Below are 16,840 nucleotides of genomic sequence, written 5' to 3'. Positions count from 1 at the left end.
GCCTCGAACAGCCCGGGCACCGACTCGACGGTCCGCCAGCCGGCCACCCCGGCGGCCGGGGCGGGGTCGCCGGCGGCGTACCGGAGCCAGCGCGGCTCGTCCTCGGCCGGCGGGGACGGGCGGTGCACGACCACGGCGGCGTCGGCCAGGTAGGGCACCGGCAGGGTGACGGTGGCCTGCAGCGTCTGGTCCCGGTCCACGGAGAGCCCGAGCCGGCTACCGGCCTGGGCCAGGAACGCGGTCCGGGACCGCTCGGCCAGCAGCGCCTCGCCGCGCGCCTGCTCCTCGGTGACGTCCCGGACGTACCAGGCGCAGTGGCCGCCGGCCAGGCCGCGCCGGACGCCGTGCAGCCGCCGGCCGTGGTGCTCGGTCTCGAAGCTTCCGGCGCCGCCGCGGACCGCGTCGGCCAGCGCGGGGACCGCGCAACCGGCCAGGTCGACGCCGGGGGAGAGTTCGGGCAGGAGTGCCGAGGCCATCACGTTGGCCAGGGTCACCACGCCGGCCCGGTCGGTGGTCACGACGGCCTCGGCGAGCCCGTCCAGCAGTTCGCGGGCGAGTGGGGAGCCGGCCGGCAGCGCGGTCCCGGCCGCCCGTCGGGCGGGCGTCACCGCCCGTGGACGGGCGCGTCGGTCCGTCGACCCGTGCGCATGCTGTCGGTGCACTCCTCGGTTGCGGTTCTTGCCTGGCGGCAAGCGTACCGAGCGGGGCCGTCGGACGCCCGTCGAGGACCGCGGGTCACCCGGAACGGGCCAGCCAGCCCACCGGCCGGTCGACCACCCGGCGGACCACCGAGGCGGCCCCGCCGACCGCCGCGGACTGCGGGCCGAGCGCGGCCGGGCGCACCGTCACCGGCGACCAGGCGGCGGTGAGCACCCGCCGGGAGATCTCGGCGACCACCGGAGGGCGCAGCCAGGGGGCGAGCGGGGCGTATCCGCCGCCGAGCACCACGGTGTCCAGGTCCAGCAGGTTCACCACGCCCGCCACCGCCACCCCCAGGGCGGTGCCGGCGTCCGCGAGCGCGGCCAGCGTGGCCGGGTCGCCCGCCCCGGCCAGGTCGGCCAGCCGGGTGGCGGCGGTGTCCGCCGGCAGGTCCGCACCGGCCAGGCCGGCGGCGGCCAGGATGGCCTCCTGGCCCGCGTACCGCTCCAGGCAGCCCTGGCCACCGCAGCGGCACGGCCGGCCCTGCGGCTGCACGGGGATGTGACCGATCTCGCCGCTCCAGCCGCGGGTGCCCCGGTAGAGCGCCCCGTCCAGCACGATCCCGGCGCCGATGCCGATCTCGCCGGTGATGTGCAGGAAGCTCGCCGGGCCGGGCGGGCCGGCGTGCAGTTCGCCGAGGGCGGCCAGGTTGGCCTCGTTGTCGACCACCAGCGGGGGGATCCCGTCGACCCGCTCGGCGAGCGGGTGCCCGGCGAGCAGGGCGGGCACGTCGACGTCGCGCCAGCCGAGGTTGGGCGCGAGCCGGACCAGGCCGCCGTCGCCGACCAGCCCGGGCACCGCGAGCGCCGCGCCGGCCAGGGTCAGCCCGTCGCGTACGGCGGCGGCGCGGGCCTCCGCGGCCAGCGCGGCGAGCCGGTCCAGGGCGTCGGCGGGGGAGACTGGGCGCAGGTCGGCGCGGCGCACCAGGTGGTGCCGGACCGCCCCGGTCAGGTCGACCACGCAGGCGGCCAGGTAGTCGACGTTCACCTCCAGGCCGAGCCCGGCCGGACCGTCGGCGGCCAGCACCAGGCCGCGGGCGGGCCGCCCCGCCCCGGTACGCGGCGCGGGCTCCGCCTCGGCCACCAGTCGGCCGGCGATCAGGTCGTCGACCACGGCCGAGACGGTGGCCCGGGTCAGCCCGGTCCCGGCGGCGATCTCGGCCCGGGAGGGCGGTCGGTCGGCGGCGGCGATCCGCCGGAGCACGACCGCGAGGTTGAGTTCGCGGAGGCTGCCCTGCCGGACCGCCCCGTCGGTGCTGGTGCTGGTCACCGCTTGACACTGCCACATCGTGGCCATTTAATTCAACCACTGAACAAATTGCGGTCGACATCCCCGGAGGTCCCCATGGCACCCCGTCCCACCCCCGCCGACAAGTTCTCCTTCGGTCTCTGGACGGTGGGCTGGCAGGCCCGCGACCCGTTCGGCGACGCCACCCGGCCCGAGCTGGACGCCGTCGAGGCCGTCCACAGGCTGGCCGAGCTGGGCGCCTACGGGATCACCTTCCACGACGACGACCTGGTCCCCTTCGGCGCGGACGCCGCCACCCGCGACCAGCACATCGCCCGGTTCCGCAAGGCCCTCGACGAGACCGGCCTGGTCGTGCCGATGGTCACCACCAACCTCTTCAACCACCCGGTGTTCAAGGACGGCGGCTTCACCAGCAACGACCGGGCCGTCCGCCGGTACGCGCTGCGCAAGGTGCTGCGCAACGTCGACCTCGCCGCCGAGCTGGGCGCCCGCACCTTCGTGATGTGGGGCGGCCGGGAGGGCGCCGAGTACGACGTGGCCAAGGACGTCCGCGCCGCGCTGGACCGCTACCGGGAGGCCGTCGACCTGCTCTGCCAGTACGTCGTCGACCGCGGCTACGACCTGCGCTTCGCCCTCGAGCCCAAGCCGAACGAGCCGCGCGGCGACATCCTGCTGCCGACCGTCGGGCACGCGCTGGCCTTCATCTCCACACTGGCCCGCCCGGAGCTGGTCGGCCTCAACCCGGAGGTCGGCCACGAGCAGATGGCCGGGCTGAACTTCGCGCACGGCATCGCCCAGGCGCTCTGGCAGGGCAAGCTGTTCCACATCGACCTCAACGGCCAGCGCGGCATCAAGTACGACCAGGACCTGGTCTTCGGCCACGGCGACCTGCTCAACGCGTTCGCCCTGGTCGACCTGCTGGAGCACGGCGGCCCGAACGGCGGTCCCGCGTACGACGGGCCCCGGCACTTCGACTACAAGCCCTCCCGGACGGAGGACATGACCGGCGTGTGGGCGTCGGCCGAGGCGAACATGCACACCTACCTGCTGCTGAAGGAGCGGGCCGCGGCGTTCCGGGCCGACCCGGAGGTGGCGGAGGCGCTGGCCGCCAGCAAGGTGGCCGAGCTGGCCACCCCGACGCTGAACCCGGGCGAGGGCCACGCCGACCTGCTCGCCGACCGCTCCGCGTTCGAGGAGTTCGACCCGGCGGCGGCCGGGGCGAAGGGCTTCGGCTTCGTCCGGCTCAACCAGCTCGCCGTCGAGCACCTGCTCGGCGCGCGCTGAGGCGGGCCGCCATGCCGCTCGTCGCCGGCATCGACTCCTCGACCCAGTCCTGCAAGGTGGTGGTCCGGGACGCGGAGACCGGCGCGCTGGTCCGGCAGGGCCGCGCGCCGCACCCCGAGGGCACCGAGGTCGACCCGCAGGCCTGGTGGGACGCCCTGCGGGCGGCCGTCACCGAGGCCGGCGGGCTGGCCGACGTGGCCGCCGTCGCGGTCGGCGGCCAGCAGCACGGCATGGTCTGCCTGGACGAGGCGGGGCAGGTGGTCCGCCCGGCGCTGCTCTGGAACGACACCCGCTCCGCCGACGCCGCCCGCGAGCTGATCGAGGAGGCGGGCGGCGGGGAGACCGGCCGCCGGTTCTGGGCCGACGCGACCGGGTCCGTGCCGGTGGCGAGCTTCACCGTCACCAAGCTGCGCTGGCTGGCCCGGCACGAGCCGGCCAACGCCGACCGGGTGGCCGCCGTCTGCCTGCCGCACGACTGGCTCACCTGGCGGCTGGCCGGCGCGCCGGGCCTGGCCGCGCTCCGCACCGACCGGGGCGACGCCAGCGGCACCGGATACTGGTCGCCGCGCACCGGGGAATACCGGCTCGACCTGCTGGAACGCGCGTTCGGACGGCGGCTGCGGGTGCCGGTCGTGCTCGGCCCGGCCGAGGTGGCCGGGCACCTCGACCCGGCGGCGCTCGGTGGCGGGGCGAGCGGCGCCGGGGGCCCGGTCCTGCTCGGGCCGGGGACCGGGGACAACGCCGCCGCCGCGCTCGGCGCCGGGGCCGGTGCGGGCGACGTGATCGTGTCGATCGGCACCTCGGGCACGGTCTTCGCGGTGGCCGACACGCCGGCCGCCGACCCGGGCGGGGCGGTGGCCGGCTTCGCCGACGCCACCGGCCGGTTCCTGCCGCTGGTCTGCACGCTCAACGCGGCCCGGGTGCTCGACGCCGCCGCGACGCTGCTCGGCGTCGACCTGGCGACGCTGAGCGAGCTGGCGCTGGCCGCCCCGCCCGGCGCCGACGGGCTGGTCATGGTGCCCTACCTGGAGGGGGAGCGGACCCCGGACCGGCCCACCGCCACCGGCGCGCTGCACGGCCTCACCCTGGGCACCTCGACTCCGGCCCATCTCGCCCGGGCCGCCGTCGAGGGCATGCTCTGCGCGCTGGCCGACGGCCTCGACGCGCTGACCGCGCAGGGGGCCCGCGCCGACCGGATCATCCTGGTCGGCGGCGGGGCCCGCTCGGCCGCGGTGCGGCGGATCGCCCCGCAGGTCTTCGGCCGTCCCGTGGTCGTGCCCCCGCCCGGGGAGTACGTCGCCGACGGGGCCGCCCGCCAGGCCGCCTGGGTCGCCCTGGGCGGGGCGGCGCCGCCCACCTGGTCGATCGGCGACACCGAGGAGTACGCGGCCGCGCCCGTCCCCGCCGTCCGCGAGCGCTACGCCCTGGCCCGGGACCGCGTGGTCGACCGGAGACAGGCAAGCTGACCGACGGGCTGCCCGGTCAGGGACGCGAGGTGCTGGTGACGGCGGGTCGTGTTCCGGCCGTGATCTCCGCCTGGTTTGCTGCCCGGCATGAGCAGCGGCACGAGGGTCTCCCGGCGCGGGAACGCGGCGCACCGGTTCTACAGCGTCGTGGTGTTCGTCGTGCTCGCCTCGCTGGACAACGTGGCCATCGGCCTGGTCCCGCCGCTGTACGGGTCGATCTCCGGCGCGCTGGGCGTGTCGCAGCGGCTGCTCGGCCTGGTGACCGCGGTCAGCTTCCTGGTCAGCGCGGTCGCCGCGGTGGCCTGGGCGTACGTCGGCGACCGGACCGACCGCAAGCCGCTGCTCATGGTCGGCACGCTGATCTGGGCGGCGGGCACCGGCGGCAGCGCCCTCGCCCAGAACTACCCGACGTTCCTGGCCGCCCAGCTCGTCGCCGCGGTCGGGCTGGGCGCGGTCGGCTCGGTCGGCTTCTCCGTGGTCACCGACCTGATCTCGCCCCGCCGCCGCGGCCTGGTGATGAGCTTCTGGGGCCTGTCCCAGGGCGTCGGCACGCTCGCCGGCACGCTGACCGGGGGCCTGCTCGGCGCCACCGACTGGCGGCGCCCGTTCCTGGTGCTCACCGGGGTCGGCCTGGCCGCCACCGCGGCGTACCTGTTCACCTACGACATCCGGCGCGGGCAGAGCGAGCCGGAGCTGGCCGCGGCGCTCGACGCCGGCCGCGAGTACGACTACCGGATCAGCCGGGCCGACCTGCCCCGGATCCTGGCCCGGCGGACCAACCGCTGGCTGGTCCTCCAGGGGCTGACCGCGCAGGCGGCGTTCGGCTCGCTGGTCTGGCTGCCGGTGCTGTTCAGCCAGCGGGCCGAGGCGCAGGGCTACTCGGCGGCCACCGCCGTGGTGGTGGGCAGCGTCTTCGCCACCCTGTTCCAGCTCGGTGGGGTGCTCTCCATCGTGGGCGGCCTGGCCGGCGACGCGCTGCAACGGCGTACGCGGAGTGGCCGGGCCCTGGTCGCGGCGGTGGGCATCCTCGCGGCCGTGCCGTTCTACCTGGTGCTGTTCTTCGTGCCGATCCGGATCGACGTGCCGGACGGCGGCAGCTCCGGCGCGGTCATCGCGGCCGTGCTGGCCAGCGTGTTCACCGAGCCGACGGTCGGGCTGAGCCTGCTCACCGCCGTGCTCGCCCTCGCGCTCACCTCGGCCAACTCGCCCAACTGGTTCGCGCTGATCGCCGACGTCAACCCGCCCGAGCACCGGGGCACGGTCTACAGCCTCGGCAACCTGGTCAACGGGGTCGGCCGAGCCGCCGGCAACGGGCTGGTCGGGGTGGCCTTCGGGGCGCTGCGGGGGGCCTTCCCACCGCCGCTGAACTACGCCGTCGGGCTGGCCGCGTTCCAGCTCTTCTTCATCCCCACCGGCGTCATGTACTGGCTGGCCGCCCGCACCTCACCGGGGGACATCGAGTCGGTCCACGACCTCCTGCACGCCCGCGCCGACCGCCTCTGACCCGGGCAGCCCCCGCCGCCGTCGGACCGGCGGCTGTCTCCGAGACCGCCTGTCGAGCTGATGTCGTCGACGGCTCAGCGCCGACGCGAACGCGCAGGGGAGAGCGGGCGTGCGGCGCGACGGCGAAGGGTGGCGGCCCGGTAGTGGGCGGCCACCCTTCGCGGCGACAGGTGTCGGCCGGGCGTCAGGCGCGGTACCAGACGGTCACGTCGGTGGCGACGGCGTCGCCCTCCAGCGGAGCGCTCGACGCCAGCACCTCGGCGCCGGCCGGCAGCGGCACCGGCTGCGCGCCGAAGTTGGTCAGCACGGTGAGCCCGCCGTTGGTGAAGGTGAGCACCTCGTCGCCGGAGGAGAGCCAGCGCAGCGGGCCCCGGGCCAGGCCGTGCTCGCGGCGCAGCCGCAGCGCGGTCCGGTACAGCTCGTAGGTCGAGCCGTCGACCCCACGCTGCCGGTCGAGCGCGTACTCCGCCCAGAGCGTCGGCTGGGGGAGCCAGCTCGCGTCGGTCGGGCCGAAGCCGTACGACGGGGCGTCGGCCTCCCACGGGATCGGCACCCGGCAGCCGTCCCGGCCGCGCTGGGTGTGCAGGCTGCGCTCCCAGGTCGGGTCCTGCCGGGCCTCGTCGGGCAGCGTGGTGTGCTCCGGCAGCCCCAGCTCCTCGCCCTGGTAGAGGTAGGCCGAGCCGGGCAGGGCGAGCATCAGCAGGCTGGCCGCGCGGGCCCGGCGCAGGCCGAGCGCGGCGTCGGGCTGCGGGTCGCCGATGCCGATGCCGTTGGGGCGGCCGCCGCCGACGGCCAGCCCGAGCCGGGAGGCGTGCCGGACCACGTCGTGGTTCGACAGCACCCAGGTGGTCGGGGCGCCGACGCCGTCGGTGGCCTCCAGCGAGCGGGTGATCACGGCGTACTGGGCGGGGGCGGTCCAGGCGGCGAGCAGGTACTCGAAGTTGAACGCCTGGTGCATCTCGTCCGGCCGCACGTAGCGGGCCAGCCGCTCGGCCGGCTCCACCCACGCCTCGGCGACCAGGATCCGTTCCCCGTCGTAGGAGTCGAGCAGCCGCCGCCACTCCCGGTAGATGTCGTGCACGCCGTCCTGGTCCCACATCGGCGGGCGCGGCTTGTCCACCTCCTGACCGGAGAGGATCTCCTGCGGCTCCTGCCAGTCGGCCAGGTCGGCCTGCTTGATCAGGCCGTGCGCCACGTCCACCCGGAACCCGTCGACGCCCCGGTCCAGCCAGAACCGGAGGATGTCCAGGAACTCGGCGCGCACCTCCGGGTTGCCCCAGTTGAGGTCGGGCTGGCCGGAGTCGAACAGGTGCAGGTACCACTGGCCGTCCGGCAGCCGGGTCCAGGCCGGCCCGCCGAAGACGCTCTCCCAGTCGTTCGGCGGCTCGGCGCCCTGCGGCCCCTTGCCGTCCCGGAAGATGTAGCGGTTCCGCTCCGGGCTGCCCGGCTCGGCCGCGACGGCGGCCTGGAACCAGCGGTGCTGCGACGAGGTGTGGTTGGGCACCAGGTCGACGATCACCCGCAGGCCGCGCGCCTTCGCCTCGGCGATCATCTTGTCGGCGTCGGCCAGGGTGCCGAAGAGCGGGTCGACGTCCCGGTAGTCGGCCACGTCGTAGCCGGCGTCGGCCTGCGGGGACGGGTAGAACGGCGACAACCAGATGGCGTCGACCCCCAGCTCGCTGAGGTGACCGAGGCGGGCCGTGATGCCGGGGAGGTCGCCGATGCCGTCGCCGTTCGAGTCGGCGAACGAGCGCGGGTAGATCTGGTAGATGACGGCCTCGGTCCACCAGCCGGTGGCCGGGTCCTGCTGCGTCGCGTCGGTGTTCAGCGCCTTCTCCCTGTCGTGCGTGTGGGACGAATCGGTTCAGTTTGCCCGGGGCGGCGCGGTCGATTCACGCACCACCAGGCGAGTGGGCAGGATCACCGAGGCGGGTGATCCGTCGTCGGGGTCCGGGCCGCGCGGGGCCGGCACCCGCCCGGGGTACGGGTCGACGGTGCGCCCGCCCAGCGGGTCGAGCAGCATCCGGGCGGCGAGCAGCCCCTGCTCCGCCGCCGGTTGGGCGATCGTGCTCAGCCCGAGCACGCCGGCCAGGTCGTGGTCGTCGATGCCGATGACGCTGACGTCCTGCGGCACCCGCAGCCCCGCGTCGCGCAGTGCGGTCATGGCACCCATCGCCATCTCGTCGCAGGCGGCGAAGATCGCGGTCGGTGGCTCGCCCCGGGCCAGCAGCTCGGCGGTCGCCCGGGTGCCGCCGTCGACGGTGAACTGCGACTCGACGTCCAGGCTCGGGTCGGGCCGGATCCCGGCCGCGCGCAGCGCCTCCTCGTAGCCGCGCCGCCGGTCCAGGTGGGTGGTGAACGCCAGCTCGTCGTCCGGGTCGCCGGAGATGTGCGCGATCCGGGTGTGGCCGAGGTCGAGCAGGTGCCGGGTGGCGGTCCGGGCCGCGGCCACGTCGTCGATCCGGACGCAGGGCCAGCCGGGCACCCCGCTGCCGGAGCTGATGGTCACGCCCGGCAGGGCCAGCTTGGTCAGCGCGGTCAGGTCGGCCGGGCGCAGCGGGGTGGCGACCAGGATGATCGCGTCCACCCGCTTGTGCAGGCTGGCCGGGCGCAGCACCCGCTGCCGGATCTGCTCCCGCCCGCCGAGGTTGTAGAGCAGCAGGTCGTAGCCGTTCTGGTGGAGGTGTTCCTCGACCGCCTCGACCACCGTGCCGAAGAACCAGCGGGTGATCCGGGGGACCACCACCGCCACCGTGCCGGTCTTGCCGCCGGCCAGCCGGGAGGCGCTCGGCGAGACCGCGTACTGGAGCTGCTCGGCGGCGGCGAGGACCCGGCGCCGCGTCGCGGCCGAGACCGTCGGCAGGCCGCGCAGCGCCCGGGAGACGGTGGCCGTGGAGACCCCGGCCAGGCGGGCGACATCGTCAATCTTCGTCATTGGTTCCCCGCTCCCGACCCGCGCCCGCCGCCGCCGGGGGACCGGCGGCGGCGGAGCAGCGGATCAGCCCTTGACGCTGCCGGCGAGCAGGCCCCGCACGAAGAAGCGCTGGAGGGACAGGAACACGATCAGCGGTACGACGATCGACACGAACGCGCCGGCCGTCAGCCGCTGCCACTCGTTGCCCCGCGTGCCGGCCAGCTCGGCCAGCCGGACGGTGAGCGGGGCGGTCTCGTCGCCGCCACCGGCGAAGATGAGCGCGACCAGCAGGTCGTTCCAGACCCAGAGGAACTGGAAGATGCCGAACGCGGCCAGTGCCGGGGTGATCAGCGGCAGGACGATGGTGCGGAAGATCTTCGGGTGGGTGGCCCCGTCGACCCGGGCCGCCTCCATCAGGTCCCCCGGGAGCTGCGAGATGAAGTTGTGCAGCAGGAACACGGCGAACGGGAGCGCGAAGCAGGTGTGCGCGAACCACACCTGCGCGAACTTCTGCTCGTCAACCAGGTCCCACGCCGGGAGGATCTGGACGCCGGCGACCGTGACGCCGGTGGAGAAGAACCTCAGCAGCGGCACGAGGGCCATCTGCAGCGGCACGATCTGCAACGCGAAGATCGCGATGTAGAGCCAGTCCCGCCCCTTGAAGTTGATCCAGGCCAGCGCGTACGCGGCCAGCGAGGCGAAGGCGAGCGGGAAGAGCACCGACGGGATGGTGATCGCCAGCGAGTTGATGAAGTAGCTGGCCAGCTGCCCGGAGGAGGAGTTGCTGAAGAGCACCTCCTGGTAGTTCTCCAGCGTGAACTGCGGGTCGCTGAAGAACGTCCACCAGCCGGTGGTCTTGATCTGGTCCTCGGGCCGGAACGAGGAGATGAAGAGGCCGAAGGTGGGGATCGTCCAGAGCAGCGCGATGACGATCGAGACCAGCGTGGCGGTGCGGCTGTTCAGCCGCTTCCGCACCCGGGCGACACGGGTCGTCGGTCCGGTGGCCTGGGTGCCGGCCGGGACGGTGGGCGTGGCGGTGGTCATCTCAGCCCTCCCGCTGCTGACGCAGGTTGCGGATCTGGTAGATCACGATGGGTACGACCAGGACGAAGAGGAAGACCGCGAGCGCCGAGCCCTGCCCGTTCTCCTGGTACCGGAACGCCTGGTTGTACATCTCGGTGGCGATCACGTTGGTGTCGTAGTTGCCGTTGGTGGCGGTGCGGACGATGTCGAAGACCTTGAGCGTGGCGATCGACAGCGTCACCGCCACGACGATCAGCGCCGGCCGGATGCTCGGCATGGTGATCTGCCAGAACATCTGCCAGGGGCTGACCCCGTCGAGCCGGGCCGCCTCCACGATGTCGGCGGGGATGGCCTTGATGGCCGCGGAGAGCACCACCATGGCGAAGCCCGCCTGGATCCAGACCATGATCACGATCAGCAGGAAGGTGTTCAGCGGCGACTCCAGCAGCCACTGCTTCGGCTCGCCGCCGAGGCTGACCACGATCTGGTTGAGCAGGCCGATCTGGTCCTGGCCGTCACCCCGGTACGCGTAGACGAACTTCCAGATGATGGCGGCGCCGACGAACGAGATCGCCATCGGCAGGAAGATCAGGGATTTGGCGACCGCCTCGAACCGGGCCTTGTCCACGAGGACGGCGTAGATCAGGCCGAACGCGGTGGCCACCAGCGGAACCAGCAGCACCCAGACCAGGCTGTTGATGAGCACCCGGACGATCGAGTCCTCGGAGAACATCCAGCTGTAGTTGGCCAGGCCCACCCAGTTGCTGCTGTCCTTGTCCATGAACGAGAGGAGGGCGGTCCGGATCGCCGGCACCACCAGCCCGACGACGAGGAACAGCACTGTCGGCAACAGGAAGAAGAGCGCGATCAGGCCTTCCCGCGGCTTGCGCCGGCGGGGCAGGGTCGCGCCGCTCGCCACGGCGGCGACCAGCCTCTCCTCCCGACGGCGGGCGAACCAGGCCGGCACCACGTCGAGGAGCAGGAGCAGCCCGCCCACCACCGCGACGAAAGCGATCAGCCCGTACATCAGCATGAGGAACTTCGGCTGTTCCGCCGCGAAGTCGAACTCCATCGACCCTCCCTCAAGGGTTCGGTTGCGGGCGGTGGCCCGGTCCGCGTCGCGGACCGGGCCACCGTCTCAAATCACTTCCAGCTGCCCTCGATGCCGCTCAGCACCGTGGTGGTGTCCTTGCCGTTGATCCAGTCGACCATGCCCTTCCAGAAGGTGCCCGCGCCGACCGCGGCCGGCATCAGGTCCGAACCGTCGAACCGGAACTCGGTCTTCGGGTCCTGGAGGATCTGGACGGAGAGCTTGTCCACCGGGTTCGGGACGTTGTTGATGTCGAGCTTCTTGTTCGCCGACAGCCAGTCACCGATCTTGGCGCGGCTGTTGACGTACTCGCCGGAGGCCAGGTAGGTCTGCACCGCCTGGACCTCGGGACGGTCCGCGAAGGCCGAGACGAACTCACCGGCGCCCAGCACCGGCTTGCCCTTGGCCGGGTCGACGGCCGGGAAGTAGAACGCGAAGACGTCGCCGTCCTCGGCCACCTTGGTGCCCTCCGGCCACTGGTTGGCGTAGAAGGACGCCTGGCGGTGCATGGCGCACTTGCCGGTGGTGATCGGCGTGCCGGCCTCCTGGAAGGAGGTGGTGGCGATGCTCTTCACGCCGCCGAAGCCGCCGTTGACGTACTTCTCGTTCTTGAGGATGGTGCCGGCCTTGTCGACCGCGTCGGCGACCTTCGGGTCGTTGAACGGGATGCCGTGGGTGGTCCACTGGTCGTAGACCTCCACCCCCTGGGTGCGCAGCAGCACGTCCTCGATCCAGTCGGTGGCCGGCCAGCCGGTGGCGTCACCGGACTCGATGCCCGCGCACCACGGCTTGGTGCCGCTCGCCGCGATCTTGTCGCTGAGGGCGATCAGCTCGTCCCAGGTGGTCGGGACGGACCAGCCCTTGTCCTTGAAGGTCTTCGGCGAGTACCACACGTACGACTTGACGTTGGAGCCCAGCGGCACGCCGTAGAGCTTGCCGTTGACGGTGCTGTACTTCAGCCAGTCGGGGGTGAAGTTCTGCTCGGCCATGGCCTTGGTGTCGGCGCCGACCTCCTTGATCTTGCCCGAGTCGACGAACCGCTTGAGCAGACCCGGCTGCGGGATGAAGGCCAGGTCGGGGGCGTTGCCGCCGTCCACCCGGACGCCCAGCTGGGCCTCGAACTCGCCGGAGCCCTCGTGGTCGATGTCGATGCCGGTGCAGTCCTCGAACTGCTTCCAGGACTGGTCCAGGCGGTCGGCCTCGATGTCGCGGATCGACGAGTAGATCGTGACCTTCTTGCCGTCGTGACCCTGGTACTTCTCGTATGCCGCGCACTCGGCGGAGCTCGCCTTGCTGCTCTTCTTGTCGTTGCCGGTGCCGCAGGCGGTGACGCCGAGCGCCAGCCCCAGAACGCCGGCGATCGCGAGAGCCTGGCGCGATCTGGCAAACGCCATGCCGATCTCCTTCCTTGCCGGCGCGTGGGGGAACCGAACCCGCGCCGGTCCGATGGTCGTCCCCACATGTAAGCGCTTGCATCGCGTCCGGTCCACCCCCTGCCGGACACGGCCCGGTAACAATCCGGAAACCCGCTCACCGGCTGTGGGCGCGCTCCCACGCTCCGCTGGCACCGAGGTGGTGGAGCCCTTCCCATCGATGGAACTTTCTGCCACCCTGTCTCTATCGGATCGAAAACTTTCAACATAGGAGGCAATGGATGCGCAAGCGCTGGTTCAGCCTCGCGGCGGTGGCGGCCGTCCTCGTGGCCCTGGTGCCGGCGGCGCCGGCCATGGCCGCGCCGACGTTCAAGGTTCCGTTCCCCTGCAACCAGTCCTGGTCCGGCCAGACCCGGTCCGACCACAGCCCGGCCTACGCCATCGACTTCAACCGCACCGACGACCTCGGCGACCCGGTGGTGGCCAGCGCTCCCGGCACCGTGGACCGGGTGACCGACCTCGGCGGCACCAGCTACGGCAAGTACGTCCGGATCGACCACGGCAACGGCTACACCACCTACTACGCCCACCTGAGCAGCTTCAACGTCTCGGTCGGGCAGACCGTCGGCTACGGCCGGGTGATCGGCTACGTGGGCAGCACCGGCGGCTCGACCGGCCCGCACCTGCACTACGAGCAGCGGCTTTCCGGCAACGACATCCAGGTCCGGTTCAACGGGGCGCTCGCCCTCTACTGGGGCACCAAGACCTACACCAGCGACAACGGCTGCTCCGGCTCGAACACCGGGGCGGGCACGGTGAACACCGCCGGCGCCGACCTCACCGTGCGCTCCGGCCCGGGCACCGGCTACAGCGCGGTCGGCTCGGTCGCCGACGGCACCCGGGTGACCATCTACTGCCAGACCAGCGGCACCACGGTCACCGGCACCTACGGCACCAGCTCGATCTGGGACCGGATCGGCTCCGGCCGATACATCTCCGACGCGTACGTCTACACCGGCTACGACGGCTACATCCCGAGCGTTCCCCGCTGCTGACCGGAGGTGCGGCGCGGGGCCGACCGCCCCGCGCCCCTCACCCGTTGAGCCGCCAGATGGCGAGGTTGAGCGCGCCCGCGAAGGTCACCCAGGCCCAGTAGGGCATCAGGAGCAGCGCGGCCGGCCGGGACACCCGCCAGGACAGCACCACGGTGACCCCGATGGCCAGCCACATCAGCACGATGTCGGCGAACGCCAGCCCGTAGCGGCCGGCGCCGAAGAAGAGCGGGGTCCAGATCGCGTTCAACACCAGCTGGGTGACCCAGGCGCCCAGCGCCGGCCCCCAGCCGGCCCGCCGCCAGACCAGCCAGCCGGCCACCGCGATCAGCGCGTAGAGCACGGTCCAGACCGGCCCGAAGAGCCAGGACGGCGGTGCCCACGCGGGCTGTTCGAGGCTCGCGTACTCCTCCTGGGTGCCCCGCACCCCGAGCGCGCCGACGGCCGCCGCGACGGTCACCGCGGCACCGAAGCCCAGCAGGGCCCACCAGGTCCGCCCGCGGCGGATCCGCCGGACGCTTCCCGCGATCGTCATACCACCGGATGCCCGCGCCGCGCGGCGGACAAACGGCTCGGCGTAGCACGGCGCCGGGGTCGCCGGAACCGAAAGGCCCCTGTCTGGGAGGACGGAGCTTTCGGGCCCGACGACCCCGGCGGGTCAGGGGTGGTGGGAGGAGGCGCTAATTGTTGAAGATGCTGACGCCGCCCGGGCCGACCAGCAGGCCGACGATGATGAGGACGATGCCCCACAGGATCTGCCGGCGGAACAGCGCGAGGATGCCGGCGACCACCAGTACGACTGCGAGAATCCAGAGAATCAGCTCCATGGCGGCTGGATACCCGTCCGTCGGATCCGGGAAACCTGCTTCTCAGACCAGATGATCTCCGAGGTGGAAGACGCTGTAGGCCTGCTTGATGACCGGGTGCGCGACGTTGCGGACCCGCACCCCGCCCGGGGTGGTGCCGCGCTCCGTGCCGTGGTGGGCGTGCCCGTGCAGGGCCAGCGCGGTGGGCGCCGAGTCGATCGCCTGGCCGAGCTGGTAGCAGCCGAGGAACGGGTAGATCTCCAGCGGTTCGCCGGCGAGCGTGTCCGGTACGGGGGAGTAGTGGGTGAGCGCCACCAGCAGGTCGCAGTCAAGCCCTCGCAGCGCCGCGCCGAGGGCGTCCGAGCTCTCCTTGGTGGTCTGGACGAACGCCTTCATCTCCGGCTCGCCGAAGTCGCTGGCGCACCGCCCGGCGAACCCGCCGCCGAAGCCCTTCACCCCGGCCACGCCGAGCCGCCCGCCGGCGCACTCCAGCACGGTCCCGGTCCCCTCCAGCACGGTGATCCCGGCGTCCTCCAGCACCTTCACCACCTGCGGCACCTGGTCGCACTGGTGATCGTGGTTGCCGAGCACGGTGATCACCGGTACGCCGAGGTCGCCGAACTCCTGCGCCACGCAGCGCGCCTCGGACTCGGTGCCGTGCCGGGTCAGGTCCCCGGCGAGCAGCAGCACGTCGGCGCAGTCGGGCAACTCCTCCAGAGCGGGCCGGAACCGGCCGACCACGTCCTCGTCCAGGTGCACGTCGCCGACGGCGGCGATGCGGATCACCATCGAACCTCCCTCACGGCAGCTCCTCGACCTGGGTGGGCGCCTGCGTGCGGATCACCCCGATGTCGCTGGTGATCGGCAGGTCCGGGAAGCGCTCGGCCACCCGGCGCAGGATCTCCTCCCGCCGGTGCGGGCTCTCCACCTCGCCGTAGAGCACCAGCCCGCGCTCGCGGCGCACCACGGTGATGCCCTGTTCGGCGACGTCCGGGTCCTCGGCCAGCATGCTCTGGATCTCCGCCTCGACGTACTCGTCGGGCGGCCCGCCGCCGTGGTGCTCGGTCACGGTGTCTCCCTTCCTCCGGTCGCGCCGCCGGGCAGCACGTCCAGCCGGTCGAGCAGCACCAGGAACGCCTCGGCGTACGGCGAGTGCTGCGTCTCCTTCCGTACCCGTTCCCAGTCGATCTGTTCCCGCAGCGAGCGGGCGAGCGGCAGGGCCCGGGCGAAGTCGCAGTAGTGCTGGGAGAAGCTGAGCAGCTTGTGCACCATGAGCTGGCTGGCCGAGAGCACCGGCATGTGGATGGCGTCGACCGGCCGCACGATGGTGTCGGCGAAGGTCTCCTCGGTCACCGGGGTCTCGATCGGCCGGTGGATCAGGTCCACCATGCGGCCCTCGTCGTAGACCTTCACCAGCCAGTCCTCGGGCGGGCGTTCGGCGGTGAAGCCGGCCTCGACCAGGGCGTCCAGGGCCCGGTCGACGTCCTGTTGCCGGATGAGGAAGTCCACGTCGTGGTCGCTGGAGTGGCCGCCGTGGGCGTACACGGCGAAGCTGCCGCCCAGCGCGAAGGGGATCTCGGACTGCTTGAGCACGGCGGCGACCTTCTTCAGCGTGTGCACCAGGGTCTCGTCCCCGCGCTCGGCCATCTGGGTCTCCCGTCGTCGTAGGTGGCGGTGGGAATGAAGTTGCGTACCCGGCGAACGGGTCGGCCACACCTGTTGCGGGCGCGGCCTGCCATGCGGGGGACAGATGTGGACAAACCGCCGAAGGTGAGCGCGGGTCGGATAGCCTCGTCAGGGTGGCCAGGTCACTGCGGGTGCGGCGCGGCGGGGCCCGACTGCGCGCCGTCGCCCTGATCGGCATCGACGGATCGGGCAAGACCACCCAGGCTCACCGGCTCGCCGAGGCGCTCACCGCCGCGGGCCACCCCGCCACCTACCACCGCAACGCCGGCGGTCGCCGCTGGCTCGGCCGGGTGGCCCAGCGACTCGGCCGGCCGGACGCGCAGCGGCTCGTCGGGCGCAACGGGCTGCTCGCCGTGGAGTCCGTGCTCCGCTGGCTGGCCATCGCGCTCGCGCTGATCAGCTGCCTGGTGACCGGCCGGACGGCCGTGATGGACCGCTGGTCCGCCTGCCAGTACGCCAGCATCCGCGCGCACGGCGGCCAGCGCTGGGAGCGGCTGGCCCGGGCCGGCTACCGCGTCTTCCCGCCGCCCCGGGTCACCATCCTGCTCACCGTGGACCCGGTGGAGGCGTACCGGCGGATCGAGCGGCGCGGCACCGACCACGAGAGCATGCAGTGGCTCAGCGCGGCGGCCACCGCGTACCGGACCCTGCCGGAGTACGGCAGCTTCGTGGTGGTGGACGGCAACGGCAGCCCCG

15 protein-coding genes and 2 pseudogenes are annotated in these 16,840 nt (G+C 73.0%); 5 read left to right on the top strand and 12 right to left on the bottom strand.

Annotated elements, in window-relative coordinates:
- Both ACW0Q9_RS20220 and ACW0Q9_RS20215 read right to left on the bottom strand, forming a co-directional pair.
- Nucleotides 1-608, bottom strand: a pseudogene (locus tag ACW0Q9_RS20220) (serine/threonine-protein phosphatase); the annotation flags it as partial.
- 127 nt (nucleotides 609-735) lie between these two features.
- Nucleotides 736-1,995, bottom strand: a complete 1,260-nt coding sequence (locus tag ACW0Q9_RS20215) for an ROK family protein (protein ID WP_456183552.1) — start codon at nucleotides 1,993-1,995, stop codon at nucleotides 736-738.
- Between the two features lie 48 nt (nucleotides 1,996-2,043).
- On the opposite strand from ACW0Q9_RS20215, the gene xylA reads away from it, so the two are divergent.
- The 3 genes from xylA to ACW0Q9_RS20200 all read left to right on the top strand — a co-directional run bounded on the left by xylA (nucleotide 2,044) and on the right by ACW0Q9_RS20200 (nucleotide 6,200).
- On the top strand, nucleotides 2,044-3,231 hold the full coding sequence (gene xylA / locus ACW0Q9_RS20210) for a xylose isomerase (protein WP_456183550.1): 1,188 nt from the start codon (nucleotides 2,044-2,046) through the stop codon (nucleotides 3,229-3,231).
- Between the two features lie 11 nt (nucleotides 3,232-3,242).
- Nucleotides 3,243-4,697 (top strand): xylulokinase, encoded by a 1,455-nt coding sequence (xylB, locus tag ACW0Q9_RS20205; RefSeq protein ID WP_456183549.1) that lies wholly within the window; start codon nucleotides 3,243-3,245, stop codon nucleotides 4,695-4,697.
- Between the two features lie 87 nt (nucleotides 4,698-4,784).
- Nucleotides 4,785-6,200, top strand: a complete 1,416-nt coding sequence (locus ACW0Q9_RS20200; RefSeq protein WP_456183547.1) for an MFS transporter — start codon at nucleotides 4,785-4,787, stop codon at nucleotides 6,198-6,200.
- Between the two features lie 184 nt (nucleotides 6,201-6,384).
- Here the strand turns inward: ACW0Q9_RS20200 and ACW0Q9_RS20195 are convergent, their stop codons facing one another.
- From ACW0Q9_RS20195 to ACW0Q9_RS20175, 5 genes are all read right to left on the bottom strand, one after another.
- A complete protein-coding gene (locus ACW0Q9_RS20195; RefSeq protein WP_456183554.1) occupies nucleotides 6,385-8,028 on the bottom strand; it encodes a glycoside hydrolase family 13 protein in 1,644 nt (547 codons plus the stop codon).
- Between the two features lie 36 nt (nucleotides 8,029-8,064).
- A complete protein-coding gene (locus ACW0Q9_RS20190) occupies nucleotides 8,065-9,135 on the bottom strand; it encodes a LacI family DNA-binding transcriptional regulator (protein WP_456183545.1) in 1,071 nt (356 codons plus the stop codon).
- A 63-nt stretch (nucleotides 9,136-9,198) separates the two neighbouring features.
- Nucleotides 9,199-10,158, bottom strand: coding sequence for a carbohydrate ABC transporter permease (locus ACW0Q9_RS20185; RefSeq protein ID WP_456183543.1), 960 nt, complete (start codon nucleotides 10,156-10,158; stop codon nucleotides 9,199-9,201).
- Between the two features lies 1 nt (nucleotide 10,159).
- Nucleotides 10,160-11,209, bottom strand: coding sequence for a carbohydrate ABC transporter permease (locus ACW0Q9_RS20180; protein ID WP_456183541.1), 1,050 nt, complete (start codon nucleotides 11,207-11,209; stop codon nucleotides 10,160-10,162).
- A 71-nt stretch (nucleotides 11,210-11,280) separates the two neighbouring features.
- A complete protein-coding gene (locus ACW0Q9_RS20175) occupies nucleotides 11,281-12,621 on the bottom strand; it encodes an ABC transporter substrate-binding protein (RefSeq protein ID WP_456183539.1) in 1,341 nt (446 codons plus the stop codon).
- A gap of 260 nt (nucleotides 12,622-12,881) precedes the next feature.
- On the opposite strand from ACW0Q9_RS20175, the gene ACW0Q9_RS20170 reads away from it, so the two are divergent.
- Entirely contained in the window at nucleotides 12,882-13,655 is a 774-nt protein-coding gene (locus tag ACW0Q9_RS20170) for a peptidoglycan DD-metalloendopeptidase family protein (protein WP_456183537.1), read from the top strand.
- 37 nt (nucleotides 13,656-13,692) lie between these two features.
- Here the strand turns inward: ACW0Q9_RS20170 and ACW0Q9_RS20165 are convergent, their stop codons facing one another.
- The 5 genes and pseudogenes from ACW0Q9_RS20165 to ACW0Q9_RS20145 all read right to left on the bottom strand — a co-directional run bounded on the left by ACW0Q9_RS20165 (nucleotide 13,693) and on the right by ACW0Q9_RS20145 (nucleotide 16,174).
- Nucleotides 13,693-14,187, bottom strand: a complete 495-nt coding sequence (locus ACW0Q9_RS20165; RefSeq protein WP_456183535.1) for a TspO/MBR family protein — start codon at nucleotides 14,185-14,187, stop codon at nucleotides 13,693-13,695.
- A gap of 145 nt (nucleotides 14,188-14,332) precedes the next feature.
- A complete protein-coding gene (locus tag ACW0Q9_RS20160; RefSeq protein WP_189197857.1) occupies nucleotides 14,333-14,479 on the bottom strand; it encodes a GPGG-motif small membrane protein in 147 nt (48 codons plus the stop codon).
- Nucleotides 14,470-15,247 (bottom strand): annotated as a pseudogene (locus ACW0Q9_RS20155) (metallophosphoesterase family protein). The gene ACW0Q9_RS20160 and the pseudogene ACW0Q9_RS20155 overlap by 10 nt, the downstream one beginning before the upstream one ends.
- Nucleotides 15,248-15,257: 10 nt before the next feature.
- Nucleotides 15,258-15,467 carry a hypothetical protein gene (locus ACW0Q9_RS20150; protein WP_229791949.1) on the bottom strand — a complete coding sequence of 70 codons (210 nt, stop codon included), beginning with the start codon at nucleotides 15,465-15,467 and terminating at the stop codon, nucleotides 15,258-15,260.
- A 56-nt stretch (nucleotides 15,468-15,523) separates the two neighbouring features.
- A complete protein-coding gene (locus ACW0Q9_RS20145) occupies nucleotides 15,524-16,174 on the bottom strand; it encodes a nucleotidyltransferase (RefSeq protein WP_456183533.1) in 651 nt (216 codons plus the stop codon).
- An 83-nt stretch (nucleotides 16,175-16,257) separates the two neighbouring features.
- Here ACW0Q9_RS20145 and ACW0Q9_RS20140 point away from each other — a divergent pair.
- Nucleotides 16,258-16,840: thymidylate kinase (locus ACW0Q9_RS20140; protein ID WP_456183531.1), on the top strand; the 583-nt coding region annotated here is incomplete at its 3' end.

Source organism: Micromonospora sp. I033, from assembly GCF_053890995.1.
This window is presented reverse-complemented; position numbering and strand designations above follow the sequence as displayed.

What these genes read in the sequence shown, in the direction of transcription:
- ACW0Q9_RS20180 (WP_456183541.1), bottom strand. Translation starts at nt 11,209, where the DNA reads ATGGAGTTCGACTTCGCGGCGGAACAGCCGAAGTTCCTCATGCTGATG.
- ACW0Q9_RS20200 (WP_456183547.1), top strand. Translation starts at nt 4,785, where the DNA reads ATGAGCAGCGGCACGAGGGTCTCCCGGCGCGGGAACGCGGCGCACCGG.
- ACW0Q9_RS20175 (WP_456183539.1), bottom strand. Translation starts at nt 12,621, where the DNA reads ATGGCGTTTGCCAGATCGCGCCAGGCTCTCGCGATCGCCGGCGTTCTG.
- ACW0Q9_RS20150 (WP_229791949.1), bottom strand. Translation starts at nt 15,467, where the DNA reads ATGCTGGCCGAGGACCCGGACGTCGCCGAACAGGGCATCACCGTGGTG.
- ACW0Q9_RS20170 (WP_456183537.1), top strand. Translation starts at nt 12,882, where the DNA reads ATGCGCAAGCGCTGGTTCAGCCTCGCGGCGGTGGCGGCCGTCCTCGTG.
- ACW0Q9_RS20185 (WP_456183543.1), bottom strand. Translation starts at nt 10,158, where the DNA reads ATGACCACCGCCACGCCCACCGTCCCGGCCGGCACCCAGGCCACCGGA.
- ACW0Q9_RS20190 (WP_456183545.1), bottom strand. Translation starts at nt 9,135, where the DNA reads ATGACGAAGATTGACGATGTCGCCCGCCTGGCCGGGGTCTCCACGGCC.
- xylA (WP_456183550.1), top strand. Translation starts at nt 2,044, where the DNA reads ATGGCACCCCGTCCCACCCCCGCCGACAAGTTCTCCTTCGGTCTCTGG.
- xylB (WP_456183549.1), top strand. Translation starts at nt 3,243, where the DNA reads ATGCCGCTCGTCGCCGGCATCGACTCCTCGACCCAGTCCTGCAAGGTG.
- ACW0Q9_RS20160 (WP_189197857.1), bottom strand. Translation starts at nt 14,479, where the DNA reads ATGGAGCTGATTCTCTGGATTCTCGCAGTCGTACTGGTGGTCGCCGGC.
- ACW0Q9_RS20215 (WP_456183552.1), bottom strand. Translation starts at nt 1,995, where the DNA reads ATGGCCACGATGTGGCAGTGTCAAGCGGTGACCAGCACCAGCACCGAC.
- ACW0Q9_RS20165 (WP_456183535.1), bottom strand. Translation starts at nt 14,187, where the DNA reads ATGACGATCGCGGGAAGCGTCCGGCGGATCCGCCGCGGGCGGACCTGG.